At 71.5% G+C, this 18,129-nt stretch carries 11 protein-coding genes; 7 read left to right on the top strand and 4 right to left on the bottom strand.

Annotated features, from left to right (window positions below; all coding sequences use genetic code 11):
• Positions 1-2 precede the first annotated feature (2 nt).
• The 4 genes from SM757_RS10355 (at position 3) to SM757_RS10340 (ending at position 3,554) form a co-directional block, all read left to right on the top strand.
• On the top strand, positions 3-1,331 hold the full coding sequence (locus SM757_RS10355; protein ID WP_322465399.1) for a hypothetical protein: 1,329 nt from the start codon (positions 3-5) through the stop codon (positions 1,329-1,331).
• A complete protein-coding gene (locus tag SM757_RS10350; protein WP_322465398.1) occupies positions 1,331-1,687 on the top strand; it encodes a hypothetical protein in 357 nt (118 codons plus the stop codon). The genes SM757_RS10355 and SM757_RS10350 overlap by 1 nt, the downstream gene beginning before the upstream one ends.
• A complete protein-coding gene (locus tag SM757_RS10345; RefSeq protein WP_322465397.1) occupies positions 1,687-1,917 on the top strand; it encodes a hypothetical protein in 231 nt (76 codons plus the stop codon). The genes SM757_RS10350 and SM757_RS10345 overlap by 1 nt, the downstream gene beginning before the upstream one ends.
• A gap of 80 nt (positions 1,918-1,997) precedes the next feature.
• Positions 1,998-3,554, top strand: a complete 1,557-nt coding sequence (locus SM757_RS10340) for a recombinase family protein (protein WP_322465396.1) — start codon at positions 1,998-2,000, stop codon at positions 3,552-3,554.
• Here the strand turns inward: SM757_RS10340 and cynS are convergent.
• From cynS to SM757_RS10325, 3 genes are all read right to left on the bottom strand, one after another.
• Entirely contained in the window at positions 3,517-3,957 is a 441-nt protein-coding gene (cynS, locus tag SM757_RS10335) for a cyanase (protein ID WP_322465395.1), read from the bottom strand. The two genes, SM757_RS10340 and cynS, sit on opposite strands and share 38 nt — an antisense overlap.
• Before the next feature lie 200 nt (positions 3,958-4,157).
• Positions 4,158-5,027 (bottom strand): phytanoyl-CoA dioxygenase family protein, encoded by an 870-nt coding sequence (locus SM757_RS10330; RefSeq protein ID WP_322465394.1) that lies wholly within the window; start codon positions 5,025-5,027, stop codon positions 4,158-4,160.
• Positions 5,028-5,102: 75 nt separating this feature from the next.
• Positions 5,103-8,738, bottom strand: coding sequence for a hydantoinase B/oxoprolinase family protein (locus SM757_RS10325; RefSeq protein WP_322465393.1), 3,636 nt, complete (start codon positions 8,736-8,738; stop codon positions 5,103-5,105).
• A 199-nt stretch (positions 8,739-8,937) separates the two neighbouring features.
• Between SM757_RS10325 and dctP the strand changes: the two genes are divergently transcribed.
• From dctP to SM757_RS10310, 3 genes are all read left to right on the top strand, one after another.
• Positions 8,938-9,900 carry a TRAP transporter substrate-binding protein DctP gene (gene dctP / locus SM757_RS10320; protein ID WP_066336603.1) on the top strand — a complete coding sequence of 321 codons (963 nt, stop codon included), beginning with the start codon at positions 8,938-8,940 and terminating at the stop codon, positions 9,898-9,900.
• A gap of 227 nt (positions 9,901-10,127) precedes the next feature.
• Positions 10,128-13,013 carry an EAL domain-containing protein gene (locus tag SM757_RS10315; protein WP_322465392.1) on the top strand — a complete coding sequence of 962 codons (2,886 nt, stop codon included), beginning with the start codon at positions 10,128-10,130 and terminating at the stop codon, positions 13,011-13,013.
• Positions 13,014-13,080: 67 nt separating this feature from the next.
• Positions 13,081-14,289 carry a pyridoxal-phosphate-dependent aminotransferase family protein gene (locus SM757_RS10310; RefSeq protein WP_322465391.1) on the top strand — a complete coding sequence of 403 codons (1,209 nt, stop codon included), beginning with the start codon at positions 13,081-13,083 and terminating at the stop codon, positions 14,287-14,289.
• Positions 14,290-14,329: 40 nt separating this feature from the next.
• Here the strand turns inward: SM757_RS10310 and putA are convergent, their stop codons facing one another.
• Positions 14,330-18,049, bottom strand: a complete 3,720-nt coding sequence (gene putA / locus SM757_RS10305) for a trifunctional transcriptional regulator/proline dehydrogenase/L-glutamate gamma-semialdehyde dehydrogenase (protein ID WP_322465390.1) — start codon at positions 18,047-18,049, stop codon at positions 14,330-14,332.
• Positions 18,050-18,129 lie beyond the last annotated feature (80 nt).

Here is an 18,129-nt window from a genome sequence, read left to right as displayed (position 1 = left end):
CCATGAACAACCTTTCCCTGGCCCCATGGGCCAGCCGCGCCCTGGGCGCGTTGGCCGGACTGACCGGTGTCGGCCTGACCGCCGTGGGCGGCAAGCTGATGGTGATGGCCATGCAGCAGACCGAGCGTGACGCTGAGGCGCAGGCCTGGCTGGCCAGCGCCGGCGTGCTGCTGGCCGCCGGCCAGTTCCTGGCGTTCTGGATCGCTGCGCAGTTGCCGCTGGACCAGATGCGCCGCATGCGCTGGGGGCTGGTAGCCCTAGGCGTGCTGCTGGTGGGCGCCGAGATTGGCTCCGGCACGTACACGCAACTGGCCCTCGCACAGGCTTCGGACGCCACGGCCATGGCGCAGGCCTCGGAGATTTCGCAGTTGCAGCGCACGATCGATGGGCGCAGCGCGACAGCTGCCACTTGGCGAGCCAACTGCGCGGGCAACAGCAGCTCGAGCATCAAGGCCAGCCGCGACGCCGGCGCCGAGGCCTGCGCCAAAGCCGAGGCCATCGAGGCTGGCATAGAGCCCCTGGCGGCCCGCCTGGTGGCCTTGCAGGCCGCCCAGCGGCCCACGGCGTCCACGGTGCAGGGCGAGCATGTGCTGGTGGTGGCGCTGATCCGCTCCGCGCTGATCGCAATCACCGCCCTCGTGATGACCTCCGCCGGCGGCGCGCTGTGGCGCGCGGCGCGGCGTGAGCGATCGGCCGCCCTGCCCTTCGAGCCGATGGCAGTGCCGGTGGAGCGGCCCACGATGGCACCGCCGGCGCCGGTGCGCCTGGCCAGCGGGCCGCACCCGGTACCGGGCCGTTTCAGCACTGCCGCCGCGGCGTTCCCGGCCGCAGTGGTGACGGCGGCCGTTCCGGGGTTTGCCCATGCCGTTCCGCCGGTGCCAGTGGTGGTGCGAGCGGAACAGCGTGTTCCGGAACAGGCGCCTGCCCCTGTTCCGCCAGTACCGGCGCCGGAACAAGCCGCCGCGTCGGCGCCCATGCCTGTTCCTGCGCCGGCGGCGGCTCCTGAAGCCGCCCCCGTGCCCGTGCCCGCGCCGGAGCAGCGCGTGGTCTGCCTGCAGGCGCCCGAGACGGCCGGCTGCGGCATCGAGCCGGACGAGCAGCCCGAGGTGGTCCAGACGGGCCTGGAGGCCAGCATGCGCGACTACTACATGCGCGTGCTGCAGGGCGTGCGCGCCGGAACGATCCAGCCGAACGTGCGCTCCGTGCGCGCAGCCGTGGGCGGCGCCACGGCGACGGTCCAGCGGTGCCTGGGCGAGTTGCACCGGGCTGGCGTGATCGAACCGCGGAACAAGGGCCGCGGCTACCAGCTGACGCAGAACGGAGGCTGCTGATGGTCGGGAACATGCTGAAGCGGCTGAAGATCGCGACGCGGAACAAGCTGCGCGTGTTCCTGGGCTACGACGCGGAGCTGCTGCGCCTGCAGCAGGCGCAGCGCGCGCTGGACCACCTGGTGCGCGAGCGCACCGACGTGCACGCCGACGTCGACCTGCGCGGCCGCAGCCAGGTGGTGCTGATTGGCCGCTACCGCGGCACCGACTACGTCGAGATCCGGCCGGTGGCGCACGAGGACCTGGCCCGCCTGGTGGACTACCTCAACACCATCACGCCCCACGCCCGCCTGGGCCGCGTTGACGTCGCGCAGCCTTACCGCGCCGTGGTGGCCAACCACATCAACAGGAGCTTCTGATGCACATCGCCATCTGCATTGGCTGCGGCTGCACTGATCACGCCGCATGCGAGGACCCAGAGACATGCCAGCCATGCCACTGGCTGGACGTGGACTACGACGAGGGCCGTGGCGTGTGTTCGGCATGCCCCGATGAACTGGAGCGCTGGGAGCACGGCGACCGCACGGTCGCCGTGCCGGTGGAGGCCTGCGCCGAGCTGCTCATCGATGAAGCCGACGTGCCGTACTGACCGGCCACGGCCATGGACTACAGCGCCTGGACCAGCCGCACGCCGCGGCGGCCAGGCGTTTTTCATTGGAGGACCAGACCATGAAGGCGACCATCTACGCCCGCTTCAGCACGGACATGCAGTCCGAGAGTTCGATTGAAGGCCAGGAGCGCCTGTGCCGCCAGCGCGCCGAGTCCGAGGGCTGGACGGTGACCGCCATCCGCGCCGACCGCGCCGTGAGCGGCCAGACCCCGGTGGACTCGCGCCCGGCCGGCAAGCTGCTGCTGGCCGACGTCGCCGCCGGCCGCCTGCAGGTGCTGTTGCTGGAGGGGCTGGACCGGTTGTCCCGTGACCAGGTTGAGCAAGAGCGCGTCGTACGCCGCCTGGAATACGCCGGCGTGCGCATCGTGGGCGTGAGCGACGGCTACGACTCGACGATGTGCGGCAGCCGCGTGATGCGCGGCGTGCGCGGGCTCATCAACGACATCTTCGTTGACGACCTACGCAAGAAGGTCCACCGCGGGATCTCCGTGCGCGCCGCGCGCGGCCTCTACACCGGAAGCGTGCCGCCCTACGGCTATCGCATCGTGCGCACGGACGAGGGCAGGGTGCTGGAGATCGACGAGGACCAAGCGGCTACCGTGCGCTGGGCCTTTGAGCGCTTCGCTGCTGGCGACAACCTCTACACGCTGGCCTCGACGCTCAATGCACGCGGCGTGCCGTCGCCGGGTGGCAAGCAGTGGGACGCGGCCTACATCTGCGGCTCCATGCCCGCGCGGCCGGGGCTGCTGCAGCGTGAGCTCTACATCGGCCGCCTTTCCTGGAACCGCACGCAGTACCTGCGCGACCCGGAGACCGGGAAACGCTCATGGGTGGCCAGGCCGGTTGACGAATGGATCGTCACCGAGCGGCCTGAGCTGCGCATCGTTGACGAGGCGACCTGGTCAGCCACGCGCGCGCGCCTGGCCGCCGGCGGGCCTGGGCGGGGAGTCACCAAAGGGGCGAAGTCACTGCTCAGCCGGCTGCTGCGCTGCCCGCACTGCGCCGGCGCGATGCTGGCCGTGAGCAGCGCGCGCTACGGCTGCGCCGCGCGGGCGCGCTTCGGCCCAACGGCATGCCAGGGCTACTACGTGCGCCGCGACATCGTGGAGCGCCGGCTGCTGGCCCACGTGCGCGAGCAGCTGCTCACGCCTGCTGCGGCCATGGCCTTCGAGGCCGAGTTCAAGAAGGCCATCGCCGCGCACCGCAGCCAGGCTGACGAGCAGGCGCTGCAGCGCCGTCGGCGCGAGCTGGAGGGCGAGATTCGGCGCCTGGTGGACGGCATCGCCGCGGTGGGCGTGTCGCCGGCGCTGGCCAGCCGCCTGCAGGCCGCTGAGGCCGAGCTGGAAGGAGTGGGGCAATCGTTGCTGCTGCTGAACCGTCCGGTGGCAGTGCCGAACGTGCGCGAGCTGTTCGCGAGGAAGCTGATGGACCTGGGGACCGCGCTGGAGCAAGACATGCGGTGCGCCCGCGAGATGCTGCGGGAGATCCTGGAGGATGTGTTTTTGGAGCTGGACGGCGAGGCCGTTTATGCAGTGGTCCAGACCGCTCGCCTGGAGCTGCTGGTGGCCAACGGGGTGTCTACAGCGCAGGTTGCAGGAACTTGCCCGACATCGTGATGCTCACCCGGTCGCCTGCCGGGTGGGGCTCGCGCTGCAGGTCCATCCTGAAGTCGATGGCGCTCATGATGCCGTCGCCGAACTCCTCGTGGATCAGCTCCTTGAAGGTCGTCCCGTACACGCTCACCAGCTCGTAGAAGCGGTAGATCAGCGGGTCGGCGGGCACGCTGGTGGGCAGCGAGCCCTTGTAGGGGACGACCATCAGCCACTTCTTCTCCTCGTCGGTGAGGCCGAAGAGGTCGGCCACCACGGCGGCCTGCTCGGCGCCCAGCGTCATCTGGCCCAGGCAGGCGGCCGTGACCCATTCCTTGCTCAGGCCGACCTGGTCGGCCACGTCGGACCACTTCAGGCCCTTGGACACCTTGGCGGCGATGATCTTTTCGGTGACGTCCAGGCGGCTCATGTTGTCGTGTCTCCTTGCGGCATTGGCGGGTGGGCACCCGCGCGGCGGCGGCACGGCAGGCACCGCCGCAGTGCACGGCGGCCGGCCCCGCCACCCCGGCGCGGGTGGAAAAGGTGCGCCGGCATCAAGAGGCTGCCGGCGCGGGGCGCCAGTCCGCAAGGGCCGTGCCACGCGCAGCCGCGCGGTGCGGCCCGCGCCGCTCAGTAGGCGCCCTTGAGCAGCCCGTCTATGGCGTGCGCCTGCTCTATGGGCTGCAGCTCGTCCACCACGCGGCCGCCCAGGTGGCGACGCACCTCGGCCGGCAGCGACGCGAAGTAGGCGGGCGTGAGCTGTATGTCGTGGCGCTCGCCGTTGCGGGCGTCCGGCGCGTCCACGCCCACCACCAGCACGGGGCGCGACGACTGCGAGCGGTTGGCCGTGCCGCGGTGGACGGTGAGCGCCGAGCGCGCGGAGATGTCGCCCATCCTGGGCATGCGCACCTGGCGCAGCGCCTCGTAGCGCGGGTAAAGCTCGCGCGGCGGGAACATGCCGGCCTCGCGGCGGCCGCCGGCCTCGGCGTCCAGGCCGAACTCGTCCCACTGCGTGCCGGGGGCGATCTCGAAGGGGCCCATCTCCGCCGTGGTGTCCACGGCCGTGAGGTTGAAGGCCAGCGAGCTCAGGCGGCGGCCCATGGCCGTTTCCGGCGGCATGGGGAAGTCGCGGTGCCAGGGCTGGTCCTGCGCGCCGGGGCCAGGCACATCGAAGCCGATCTCTATCACCTTGTAGTCCGGCCCAAGCACGGCGCGGCACACGGCGACGAACCAGGGGTGGGTGACGATGTCGATGAAGCCGCGCAGGCGCTCGGGGTGGACCTCGACGTAGTAGCGCTCGGGGCCGCGCGGCAGCGCGCCGCGGGGGCGGGCGCGGGCTTCGGCGAAGAGGGTGTCGATGTCCTCGCGCAGCCGCTCGACCCAGGCGCGCTCGAAGGCGCCGCGCAGGGCGATGATGCCGTCGCCGTAGAGGCCGCCCATGATGGCGGCGGTGTCGTAAGGAGCCTGCGGCGCGGGGCCGCCGGGGGCTGGGGTGTTCATGCGCTGTGTCTCCTGCAGGCTGCCAAGTCAGCCCAGGAGACGGGGCAGGCAGCGCGCCCGCCCCGGCTTCAACGCTCAGGGCGCGCCGTAGCCGCCGCCGCCAGGCGTGTCGATGACGAAGCGGTCGCCGGCTTGCATTTCCACCGAGCCGATGTGCCCCAGCGCCTCCTCGCGGCCGTCCGCCCGCAGCACGCGGTTGCGGCCGGGTTCGCCGGGGCTGCCGCCTGACAAGCCAAAAGCCGGGTGCACGCGGCCGTTGGAGAGGATGGAGGCCGTCATGGGCTCCAGGAAGCGCAGCACCCGCGTGCCGCCGTCACCGCCACGCCAGCGGCCGGCGCCGCCGGAGCCCGGCCGAATCTCGTAGCTCTCCAGCCGCACCGGGAAGCGGTACTCCAGCACCTCGGGGTCGGTCAGGCGCGAGTTGGTCATGTGCGTCTGGACGACGGCCGTGCCGTCGAAGCCGCCTTCGGCCTCGCCGCCCAGGGCCACGCCGGCACCGGAGCCGCCGGAGACCGTCTCGTAGTACTGGTATTTCGCGTTGCCGAAGGTGAAGTTGTTCATGGTCGGCTGCGCGCCGGCCAGCACGCCCAACGCGCCGTAGAGCGCGTTGGTGACGCAGGTGGACACCTCCACGTTGCCGGCGACCACGGCAGCCGGCGGCGCGGGGTTGAGCATGCAGCCCTCGGGGACGATGACTTCGATGGGCTTCAGGCAGCCGGCGTTGAGCGGGATGTCGTCGTCCACCAGCGTGCGGAAGACATAGAGCACGGCGGCCATGGCCACGGCCTTGGGCGCATTGAAGTTGTCGTCGCGCTGGGGCGACGTGCCGGTGAAGTCCACCACCGCCGAGCGCGCCTGGCGGTCCATGCGCAGCGCGACCTCGATCTTCGCGCCGTTGTCCAGCGGCAGCGTGAAACGGCCGTCGCGGCTGAGGGCCGGGTCCAGGCGGGCGATCGCCATGCGCACGCTTTCCTCGGCGTTGTCCTGCACGTGGCGCATGTAGGCCTGCACGGTGTCCAGGCCGAATTGGGCGACCATGGCGTGCAGCTCCTGCACACCCTTTTCGTTGGCGGCGATCTGCGCGCGCAAGTCGGCCAGGTTCTGCTGCGCGTTGCGCGCCGGGTAGGGGCCGCTTTGCAGCAGCGCGAGCATTTCCGCTTCACGCAGCCGGCCGCTTTCGACCAGCAGCACGTTGTCGATGAGCACGCCCTCTTCGCCGATGCAGCGCGAGAAGGGCGGCATGGAGCCCGGCGTGATGCCGCCGATGTCGGCGTGGTGGCCTCGCGAGGCCACGTAGAAGAGCACGGCCGTGCCGCCCTCGTTCCACACGGGCGTGACCACGGTCACGTCCGGCAAATGGGTGCCGCCGTGGTAGGGATCGTTGAGGACGAACACGTCGCCAGGCCGCATGCCGGGGTTGCGCGCGATCACGGTCTTGATGGACTCGCTCATGGACCCGAGGTGCACGGGCATGTGCGGTGCGTTGGCAATCAAATTGCCTTCGCCGTCGAAGAGGGCGCATGAAAAATCCAGGCGCTCCTTGATGTTCACCGAGTAGGCCGTGTTCTGCAGCCTCAGGCCCATCTGCTCGGCGATGTTCATGAAGAGGTTGTTGAAGACCTCCAGCATCACCGGGTCCACCTGCGTGCCCACGGCGCGGGCGGCGGCGCGCGGCGCGACGCGGGTGAGCAGCAGGTCGTGCAGCCCGGTGAGCCGCGCCTGCCAGCCGGGCTCGACCACGGTGGTGGCGTTGGCCTCGGCGATGATGGCCGGGCCGTCGATGACGGCGCCCGGCAGCAGCGCCTCGCGTTGGTACAGGCCCGCGTCGCGCCACTGGCCGTCCACGTGCATGCGCACGCCGGCCTGCTTGAGCGGGCGGTGCTCATGAGCTGCGTCGGCCGCCTGTTGCGGCTGCGCGCCGGGGCCCACGGCCTCCACGGCGGCGCTCTCGATGACCAGCGCGCGGCCGGGCATGAGGAAGGCAAAGCGCGTGCGGTAGGCCGACTCGAACGCGGCGCGCACCTCGGCCTCGGTGCCGAAGGGCACTTCCAGGGCCGTGTCCGTGCCCTGGTAGCGCAGGTGCAGCCGGCGCACGATGCGGATGTCGCCGTCCTCAAAGCCCTGCGCGGCGATTTCGGCCGACGCCTCGGCGCCCAGGCGATCCAGCAGCGCCTGCGCGGCGGCCAGGCCCTGGCCGTCCAGCGTGCGCTCCACGGTGGCTTCGCGCAGCGCGAGCTGGTCGGCCAGGCCCATGCCGTAGGCCGAGAGCACGCCGGAGAGCGGGTGGATGAACACGCGCGTCATGCCGAGCGCGTCGGCCACGGCGCAGGCGTGCTGGCCGCCGGCGCCGCCGAAGCACTGCAGCGTGTACTGCGTGACGTCGTAGCCGCGGGCCACGGAGATTTTCTTGACGGCATTGGCCATGTTGGCCACGGCGATCTTGAGGAAACCTTCGGCCAGGGATTCGGGCGTGGTTGGGCGGCCCGTGGCGCGGCCGACCTCCACGGCCAGCGCGGCAAAGCGGCGCTGCACCGTCTGGCGGTCCAGCGGCTCGTCGGCGCTTGGGCCGAACACGGCCGGGAAGTACGCCGGCTGCAGCCGGCCCAGCATGACGTTGGCGTCCGTCGTGGCCAGCGGGCCGCCGCGGCGGTAGCAGGCCGGGCCGGGGTTGGCGCCGGCGGAGTCCGGCCCAACGCGCAGCCGCGCGCCGTCGAAGTGCAGGAGCGAGCCGCCCCCGGCCGCCACGGTGTGGATGCTCATCATGGGCGCGCGCATGCGCACGCCGGCCACCTGCGTCTCGAAGGCGCGCTCGAACTCGCCGGCGAAGTGCGACACGTCCGTGCTGGTGCCGCCCATGTCGAAGCCGATGACGCGCGACTGCCCGCCCGCCAGCGCCGTGCGCGCCATGCCCACGATGCCGCCGGCCGGGCCCGACAGGATGGCGTCCTTGCCTTGGAAGCGGTCGGCGCGGGTGAGGCCGCCGCTGGACATCATGAAGTACAGCGGCACGCCCGGCATCTCGGACGCCACCTGCTCCACGTAGCGGCGCAGGATGGGCGACAGGTAGGCGTCCACCACCGTCGTGTCGCCGCGCGAGACGAATTTCATGAGCGGGCTCACCTCGTGCGAAGCCGACACCTGCGTGAAGCCCACTTCGCGCGCCAGCGCCGCGGCCCGCGCCTCGTGCGCCGGCTCGCGCCAGGCGTGCATGAAGACGATGGCGCAGGCGCGCAGGCCGGCGTCGAAAGCGGCCTGCAGCTCGGCGCGCAGCGCGGCCTCGTCCAGGGCGCGCAGGACCTGCCCTTGCGCGTCCAGCCGCTCGGCGGCCTCCACCACGCGCTCGTACAGCAGCTCCGGCAGCACGATGCGGCGGTCGAACAGGCGCGGGCGGTTCTGGTAGGCGATGCGCAGCGCGTCGCGGAAACCGCGCGTGGTCACCAGCAGCGTGCGCTCGCCCTTGCGCTCCAGCAGCGCGTTGGTGGCCACGGTGGTGCCCATCTTCACGTTGGCCACCTGGTCGGCCGGGATGAGCGCGCCGGGCGGCAGGCCCAGCAGGCGGCGAATGCCCTGCACGGCGGCGTCGCGGTACTGCTCGGGGTTGTCGGAGAGGAGCTTGGCGGTGGCGAGGCTGCCGTCCGGGCGCCGGCCCACGATGTCGGTGAAGGTGCCGCCGCGGTCTATCCAGAACTCCCAGCGCTTCGTGTCCGTCATGGCTTGGCTTCCTCGTCTTGCGTCGTCCGTGCATCCATGCGCCGGGGGGCGCGGGTTCAGCATAGCCGCAATCCCCTGCCCCCCGAGGCAGGCGGTGCCGGTCCGTGGTGGCGGGCCGGCTCAGCAGAATTCCCGTTGACGACGCCCACCGCAGCGGCCGCCGCCCGGTGCGGCCGCGCAAGCCTTCGAAGGAGCCCCCATGTTGAAACCCCTGCTGGCCGCCCTGGCCCTGGGTGCCGCGGCGCTGGCCGCATCGGCACAAACCGTTTGGGAAGCCGCCACGCCCTTCCCCGAAAAGGACTTCCAGGCCGAGAACCTGGCCCAGTTTGCCAAGGACGTTGAGAGCGCATCCGGCGGCAAGCTCAAGATCAGCATCAAGCGCGACGCCGCGCTCAAGCCCGCCGACGCCAAGCGCGCGGTGCAGAACGGCCCGCTGGCGCTGGCCGACCTCCGGCTGGCCGACGTGCAGTCCGAATGGGCCACCTTCGGCGTGGACAGCGTGCCCCTGCTGGCCAGCGGCTACACGGCCGCGCGCAAGCTCTACCAGGCGCAGCGCGTGCCCATCGGCAAGAAGCTCGCGGGCCAGGGGCTGGTGATGCTGTATTCCGTGCCCTCGCCGCCGCCGGGCCTGTTCGTGAAGAAGCCCGTGAGCAAGCTGCTGGAGCTGCGCGAGCTCAAGTGGGCCGCCTACAGCCCGGCCACCGAGCGCATGGCCAAGCTGGTGGGCGCCAAGCCCGTGGCCCTGGCCGCGGACCACGTGGCGCAGGCCGTGGCGCAGGGCCAGGTGGACGCGGCGCTGGTGGCGGCCGACGGCTTCAACGCCGACGCCTTCGAGCCCATGCACGCGTTCGTGGACCTGCAGGCCTGGCTGCCGCGCAACGGGCTGTTGATGAACCTCAAGGCCTTCGAGGCGCTGGACAAGGACACGCGCGCCGCCGTCGTGAAAGCCGCCATCGCCGCCGAAAAGCGCGGCTGGAAGGAGTCCGAGACGCGCCACACCCGCTTCCTGGGCCTGATCAAGGACATGGGCATGGACGTGGTCACGCCGTCCGAGCCGCTGCGCACCGGGCTGCAGAAGACCGTGGGCGAGCCCATGCTCGACGAGTGGCTGCAGCGCACCGGCCCCGAGGGCAAGCAGCTCATTGACGACTACCGCCGTTGAGGCGCGCCGGGCGACGGGCGCCGGGGGTTTCCCCTGGCGTGAAAAATTCACACGCAACGCGCGCGCGGGCAGCTACACCGCGCGCGTTGCCTACAGTCCGGCCGTTTTCGAACGATCACCTCGTTCAGCCAATTCGTTCAGCAGAAACAGGCGCTGGTTCCGGACTCCTCGAATGCAGGCGGATGCACTCCTCGATCAGCCCTGCCCGTGGATTTTGAGGATCAAGCGTGACGCTCTTATTGCAGGACTCGTGTTGCCCGCCCGCGGCGAACACCGACGCAGCGCTGCGCCGGCTGGCTGACGAGATCACGGTGCTGGTGTGGGTGATCGACGAGCACGGCGTCATCACCCAGCTCAACCGCCAGGCCCGCGTCTACTTCGAGCGGCCCAGCCAGTTCTCCTTCTCGGCCTGGCGCAGGTTCATCCACCCGGAGGACAAGCCGCAGGTGCGTGCCGCGCTGGCCAGCGCCACGGCCGCGCGCGAGGACTACCAGATCCGCTACCGCCTCGTGCGCAGCGACGGCAGCCTGCGCTGGATGAAGGGCGTGGGCGCGCCGTGCTTCGACGCGCAGGGCCGCTACTGCGGCTACGCGGGCACGATCACCGACGTGTCGGCCTCGCACGCGCTGCGGGAGCAGCTCACCCGCAGCGAGGCCGAGTACCGGCTGCTGGCCGAAAACGCCAGCGACCTCATCACGCGCCACGACGCCGCCGGGCGCTACATCTACGTCGCACCCGCGTGCGAGCACCTGCTGGGCTACACGCAGGCCGAGCTGCTGGGCCGCAACGCCAACGAGCTCATCCACCCGCAGGACGTGGGCGCCGTGCGCGCCGAGGTCGAGGCCCAACTGGCGCACGGCCGCCACCCGGCGCAGATCGAGCTGCGGCTGCGCCACCGCGACGGGCACTACGTGTGGCTGGCCACCGCCACGCGCGCGATGGCCGACCCCGACACCGGCGCGCTCAGCGGCACCGTGGCCGTGTCGCGCGACATCTCCGTCGAGAAGGCCATGCGCGAGCAGTTGCAGGTGCGTGAGGAGCGCTACCGCAGCCTGGCCTCGCTGCTGTCGGACTGCTACTGGGAGACCGACGCCCAGGGCCGCTTCACCGTCATGGGCCCCGAGGCCTCGTCGTGGCTGGGCATGGACGCGGGCTGCCTGCTGGGCAAGACCCGGCTGGACCTCGCCGCCGACCCCGCCGATCCCGGGCTGCAGGAGTACCTGCGCCGCTTCGCGCAGCGCCAGCCGTTTCGCGACCTCTGCTACGGCGTGCGGTCGCAGCACGGCCAGGAGCCCTACTACATGTCCATCGCCGGCGAGCCCATGGTGCGCGACGGCAGCTTCGTCGGCTACCGCGGCATGTCGCGCAACGTCACGGAGCAGCGGCGCATCGAACAGCGGCTGCAGGCCCTCAGCGACGAGAACCGCAACCTCATAGACAACTCGCTGGACATGGTGTGCACCCTCGACGCCGAGGGCCGCTTCCTGCGCATCAACCCGGCGGGCTGCCGCATCACCGGCTATGCCGCGCAGGAGCTGCTTGGGCAGCGCTGGCACCAGTTCGTGCACCCGCAGGACCGCGAGCACGCGCTGCGCGTGGACCGCAACGCCTTTGGCGACGGCCACGACGAGCTGCACGACTTCGAGATCCGCTGGGGCACCAAGGACGGCGGCGAGGTCTGCCTGGCATGGTCGGCCAAGTGGGTGAGCGCCCAGCAGATGCTCTACGTCACGGCACGCGACATCACGCTGCGCAAGCAGGCCGAGCAGCGGCTGCGCCGCCTGGCCACCAGCGACATGCTCACGGCCTTGCCCAACCGCGCGCGGCTCTACGAGCACACGGACCACATGCTGGGACTGGTGCCCAAGGACCGCGATTCGCTGGCGGTGATGTTCATCGACCTGGACCGCTTCAAGGAGGTCAACGACTCCATGGGGCACGAGGCCGGCGACCTGCTGCTGCAGCAGGTGGCGCGGCGGCTGCGGCTGCGGCTGCGCCCCAACGACATGGTCGCGCGGCTGGGCGGCGACGAATTCGTCGTGGTGCTGCCCTGCGACCATGGAGCCGACTCCGCTGCGGCGGTGGCGCGCAAGCTGCTGGAGCAGTTTGACGAGCCCATGCTGTTGGGCGGCCAGGAGGTGTTCGTCGGCGCCTCCATAGGCATCGCGCTGTACCCGCGCGATGGCCAGACCAAGGAGGCCCTGTTCCAGAGCGCCGACAGCGCCATGTACCGCGCCAAGTCCGGCACCGGCGGCCGCGGCAGCGGCAACTACCGCTTCTTCACGCCGGAGATGCACGAGCAGGCGCGCGCGCGGCTGACGCTGGAGAGCGCCCTGCGCCGCGCGCTGGAGCGCCGCGAGCTGGAGCTGCACTACCAGCCGCGGCTGGACGTGGCGACGCTGCAGGTGGTGGGCATGGAGGCGCTGCTGCGCTGGAACCACCCGCAGCTCGGCAGCGTGCCGCCGGCCACCTTCATCCCGCTGGCCGAGGACACGGGGCTCATCAACGCCATGGGCGCCTGGGTGCTGCGCCAGGCCTGCCGCCAGAACCAGCTGTGGGTGCAGACCCTGGGGCGGCCGCTGAAGGTCTCGGTCAACCTCTCGCCGCGCCAACTGCACGATCCGCAGCTCGTGGCGGACGTGCAGTTGGCCCTGCGCGAGGCCGGCATGGCCCCGGCGCTGCTGGAGCTGGAGCTCACCGAAAGCTCGCTGATGCAGGACCCGCAAGCCGCCGCGCTGACGCTGCAGCGGCTCAAGGCCCTGGGCCTGGAGCTCTCGGTGGACGACTTCGGCACCGGGCACTCGTCGCTGTCCTACCTGTGGCGCTTCCCGGTGGACGTGCTCAAGCTGGACCGCACCTTCCTGCCCCGGCTCACCAGCTCGGTCGAGTGCGGACAGGCAGGCAAGCTGGCGCCGGCCATCGTGCACTTGGCGCACACGCTCAACCTGCGCGTGGTGGCCGAGGGCGTGGAAACGCGCGAGGTGTTCGACTTCCTGCGCGACGCCGGCTGCGACGAGGTGCAGGGCTATTTCTTCTGCAAGCCCGTGCGGCCGGCCGAGTTCGAGCGCTATCTCCGCAGCGGCATGGCCGCCGCGCCGGGGGCGGCTTCGTAAAGGGTGGACAATTCCATCCCGCGCCGGCGCGGCGCGGGCTGTGTCCTTGTTGCCGGAACCCCCTGCCATGCCCTTGCTGCTGCCTCCCAGCGTGATGTCGCTGGACGACATCCTTCCCCAGGAACCCCTGCTGATGATGGGCGCCGGTCCCGTGCCCATCCCGCACAAGGTGTCCTACGCCAACTCCATCGTGATCAACCACTTGGGCGAGACCATGAACAAGGTCATCGAGCAGGTGAAGGCCATGGGGCGCTACGTGTTCCAGACCGAGTCGGAGCACGTGCTGGGCGTGGCCGGCCCGGGCTCGGCGGCCATGGAGATGGCCATTGCCAACCTGGTGACGCCGGGCGAGCGGGTGCTGTCCATCTGCAACGGCTACTTCTCGCGCCGCATGGCCGAGATGGCCACGCGCGTGGGCGGCCTCGTGACGGTGCTGGAGGTGCCCAACTTCGAATTCGCCGCCGCCGCGGCCGTCGAGGAGGCGCTCAAGGGCGGCGACTACAAGGTCGTGACCATCGTGCAGGGCGAGACGTCCAACACGGTGTTCAACCGCGAGCTGGAGGCCATCACGCGGCTGGCGCATGCGCAGGGCTGCGTGGCCATCGTGGACGCGGTGTGCACGCTCAGCACCATGCCGCTGGAGATGGACGCGTGGAAGGTGGACGCGGTCATCACCGGCGGGCAAAAGGGGCTGTCCTCCATTCCCGGCGTGTCGCTGCTGGCGCTGTCGGAGAAGGCGTGGCGCAAGATCGAAAGCCGCAAGCACGTGCTGACGCACTGGTGCCTGGACGCGCTGCTGGCCGACAACTTCTGGAACAAGAAGTCCTACCACTACACCGCGCCGGTGTCGGGCGTGCTGGCGCTGCACGAGGCGCTGCGCCTGGTGTGCGAGGAGACGCTGCCCAAGCGCTTCGAGCGCCACCTGGTGTGCTCCAAGGCGCTGCAAAACGGCATCGAGGCCATGGGGCTGGAGCTGCTGGTGCCCGAGGCGGCGCGGCTGAACTCGGTGATCGGCATCAAGGTGCCCGTGGGCATCTCGGCCGACGCGGTGCGCTCCTACATGTCGCGCGTGCACCGGGTGGAGATCTCCGGATCCTTCGGCCTGGAGATCGTGCGCATCGGCCAGATGGGCGAGCAAAGCCGCGCGCACAACCTGTTCCGCACGCTGCACGCGCTGGGCGCGAGCATCCAGTACGCAGGCGCGGCGCTGGACCTGCCGGCAGGCATCGCCGAGCTGGAAAAGGGGCTGGCGCAGGAGAGCGTGACGGTGGCGTGAGCGCAAGCGGCCGGCCGCCTGTGCCGGCCGCCGTTACCCATCACCCAATCGTCATCAGGCTCGCGTTGCCGCCGGCCGCAGCCGTGTTGACGCTCAGCGCGCGCTCCACCAGCAGCCGCTCCAGCGGGATGGCGGTGTCGCCGGGCTGCAGCGCCGTGACGGACACGATGGCGCCTGCGCGCTGCGCCAGGCCGGCCGACAGCGCCTGCCGCTCGGCCGCGCCACCGTGCAGCAGCACGGCGTCGAAGTCCACCTTCAGCAGCGCGGCGTCGGCCTCGTCCACCACCTCCACGCTGGCGCGCACAGCCTCGGGCAGCGACAGGTGCAGCGCACGCGCCGAGGCCGGCCAGACGGCGCGTGCGCCCACGGCCAGCACGGCGGCCAGTTGCGCCAGGCGGTCCTCGTCGCTGCCCGCCACGCTCAGCACGCCCTCGCGCGGCGCCAGCGTGTAGACGTTGCGCTCGCCCGTGGGCCCGGCCAGCACGCAGGCGGCGCCGGCGCGGGTCTGCCCGGCGAACTGCTCGCACAGCTCGGAGAGCGTGGTGCGGTTGTGCGCCGCGGCCCAATCGCCCAGCGCCTCCAGCGCCGGACGCGCCGGGGCCGTGGTCTCCACGCGGCCCAGGGCGTCGAACGCCACCGCCGGCGCATGCGCCGGCCGCGCGGCCAGCAGCCGCAGCAGGTACAGCGGGCCGCCGGCCTTGGGGCCCGTGCCCGACAGGCCCTCGCCGCCGAAGGGCTGCACGCCCACCACGGCGCCGACCATGTTGCGGTTCACGTAGACGTTGCCCGCGTGCGAGCGCTCCACCACGCGGGCGATGGTCTCGTCGATGCGCGTGTGCAGGCCCATGGTCAGCGCGTAGCCCGTGCCGTTGATCTGCGTGAGCAGCGCGTCCAGCTCGGCGCGGCGGTAGCGCAGCACGTGCAGCACGGGGCCGAAGACCTCGCGCTGGAGCTCGTCCAGGCTCTCCAGCTCGATCAGCGTCGGGGCGATGAAGCTGCCGTTGGCCGGCACGGGGCGCAGCGCCTGGTGCACGAAACGGCCGCGGCCGCGCAGCGCGTCGATGTGGCGCTGGATGCCGGCCTGCGCCTCGGCGTCGATCACCGGGCCCACGTCCACGGCCAGCTCGTCGGGGCTGCCCAGGCGCAGCTCGGCCATGGCGCCCTTGAGCATCTCCACGATGCGGTCGGCCGCCTCTTCCTGCACGCACAGCACGCGCAGCGCCGAGCAGCGCTGGCCGGCGCTGTCGAAAGCGGAGGCCACGGCGTCGTTGACCACCTGCTCGGCCAGCGCCGAGGAGTCCACCACCATGGCGTTCTGGCCGCCTGTCTCGGCGATCAGCGTCACGGGGTTGCCGCGCGCATCCAGCCGCTGCGCCAGCGTGCGCTGCAGGATGCGGGCGACCTCGGTGGAGCCCGTGAACATCACGCCCTGCACGCGGGCGTCGCCCACCAGGCGCGCGCCCACCGACTCGCCCTGGCCGGGCAGCAACTGCAGCGCCGCGCGCGGCACGCCGGCGGCCAGCAGCACGCGCACGGCCTCGGCGGCGATCAGCGGCGTCTGCTCGGCCGGTTTACAGAGCACCGGGTTGCCGGCGGCCAGGGCCGCGGCCACCTGGCCAATGAAGATGGCCAGCGGGAAGTTCCAGGGGCTGATGCAGACGACGGGGCCCAGCGGCACATGCTTGCCGTTGTCCAGCTCGCGGCGGGCCTGCGCGCCGTAGAAGCGCAGGAAGTCCACGGCCTCGCGCACCTCGGCGATGGCGTTGGAGCAGGTCTTGCCTGCCTCGCGCACCAGCAGGCCCATGAGGCGGGGCATATCGGCTTCGAGCCGGTTGGCGGCGCGCTCCAGCATGGCGGCGCGCTCGGCCGGCGCGGTGGCGGCCCAGGCCGGGGCGAAGGCGGCGGCCTCGCGCAGGGCGGTTTCGACGTCCTCGGCGGACGCCTCCTGCACCTGGCCGACCAGGTCGTCATGCCGTGCGGGGTTGACCACGGGCTGCGCGGGCAGCGGCGAGGGCGAGCCGGCCAGCAGCGGCGAGGCGTTCCAGCTCTCGGTGGCGCTGGCGCGCAGGGCCTCGGTGAGCGCGGCGAGCTGGTCCTCGTTGGCCAGGTCCAGGCCGCGCGAGTTGGCGCGCGCGTCGCCGTAGAGCTGCGCCGGCAGCGGGATGGACGGATGCGGCAGGCCGACCGTGCCCTCCTTGCGCGCCATGTCGCGCACGGTGCGTACGGGGTCGCGCACCAGCGTGGCCAGGTCCACGGCCGGGTCGGCGATGCGGTTGACGAAGGAGGTGTTGGCGCCGTTTTCCAGCAGCCGGCGCACGAGGTAGGCCAGCAGCGTCTCGTGCGTGCCCACGGGGGCATAGACGCGGCAGGGGCGGCCCAGGCCGCCGTCCTTGGGCTGGCCCACGACCTGCTCGTACAGCGGCTCGCCCATGCCGTGCAGGCACTGGAACTCGTACTGGCCGGGCTGCCAGCGCGCGGGGCCGGCGATCTCGTGGATGGCCGCCAGCGTGTGCGCGTTGTGCGTGGCGAACTGCGGGTAGATGGCGTCCGGCGCCTCCAGCAGCTTGCGCGCGCAGGCGATGTAGGCGACGTCGGTGTAGACCTTGCGGGTGTAGACGGGGAAGCCGTCGGCGCCGTCGATCTGCGCGCGCTTGATCTCGCTGTCCCAGTAGGCGCCCTTGACCAGGCGCACCATCAGGCGGTGCTGGCTGCGGCGGGCCAGGTCGATGATGAAGTCGATGACGAAGGGGCAGCGCTTCTGGTAGGCCTGCACCACGAAGCCGATGCCGTTCCAGCCCGCGAGCTCCGGCTCGAAGCACAGCTTTTCCAGCAGGTCCAGCGACAGCTCCAGGCGGTCGGCCTCCTCGGCGTCGATGTTCAGGCCGATGTCGTAGCGCCGCGCCAGCAGCGCCAGCGAGCGCAGCACGGGGTAGAGCTCCTCCATCACGCGCGCCTGCTGGGCACGCGCATAGCGCGGGTGCAGCGCCGACAGTTTGATGGAGATGCCGGGCCCATTGACGATGCCGCGGCCGGCGCTGGCCTTGCCGATGGCGTGGATGGCGGCCTCGTAGGAGGCGAGGTAGCGCTGCGCGTCCTCGCCGGTGAGGGCGGCCTCGCCCAGCATGTCGTAGGAGAAGTTGAAGCCCTGGGCCTCGCGCTTGCGGGCGTGGGCCAGGGCGTCTTCTATCGTTTCGCCGCAGACGAACTGCTCGCCCATGAGGCGCAGGGCGCGGTCCACGCCGGCGCGGATCAGCGGCTCGCCGCCCTTGCCGATCAGCCGCGCCAGCGCCGAGGACAGGCCGCGCTCGCTGTGGGTGGCCACCAGGCGGCCCGTGATCATCAGGCCCCAGGCGGCGGCGTTGACGAACATGGAGGGGCTGCGGCCCAGGTGGGCCTGCCACTGGCCGCGCGCGACCTTGTCGCGGATGAGCGCGTCGCGCGTGGCGCTGTCGGGGATGCGCAGCAGCGCCTCGGCCAGGCACATCAGCGCCACGCCTTCCTGCGAGGAGAGCGAGAACTCCTGCAGCAGCCCCTGCACCAGCCCCGCGCGGCCGGCGTCGGCCTTGCGCTCGCGCAGCGTGCGCGCCAGGCGCTGCGCCAGGGCCTCCGCTGCACCCGCTTGCGCCTGGGGCAGGCTGGCCTGCTCCAGCAGCGGCGGCAGGGCCTGCGGCTCAGGCAGCCGCCAGGCGGCGGTGATGGCCGCGCGCAGCGGCGGCTGCGGCAGCAGCGGGGTGAAGGCGGAAAAAGGCGGCACGGGCATGGCGACGCTCGCAGGATTTGGTGAATCCTGCGATCATGTTCCTAATGCCTCCGAATAACTGATCGTTATTTCTTCTTTCC

Source organism: Azohydromonas lata (assembly GCF_034427735.1).
GTDB lineage: Bacteria > Pseudomonadota > Gammaproteobacteria > Burkholderiales > Burkholderiaceae_C > Azohydromonas > Azohydromonas lata.
Note: the sequence above shows the minus strand (reverse complement) of the source record. Positions and strands in the feature narration are given on the sequence as shown.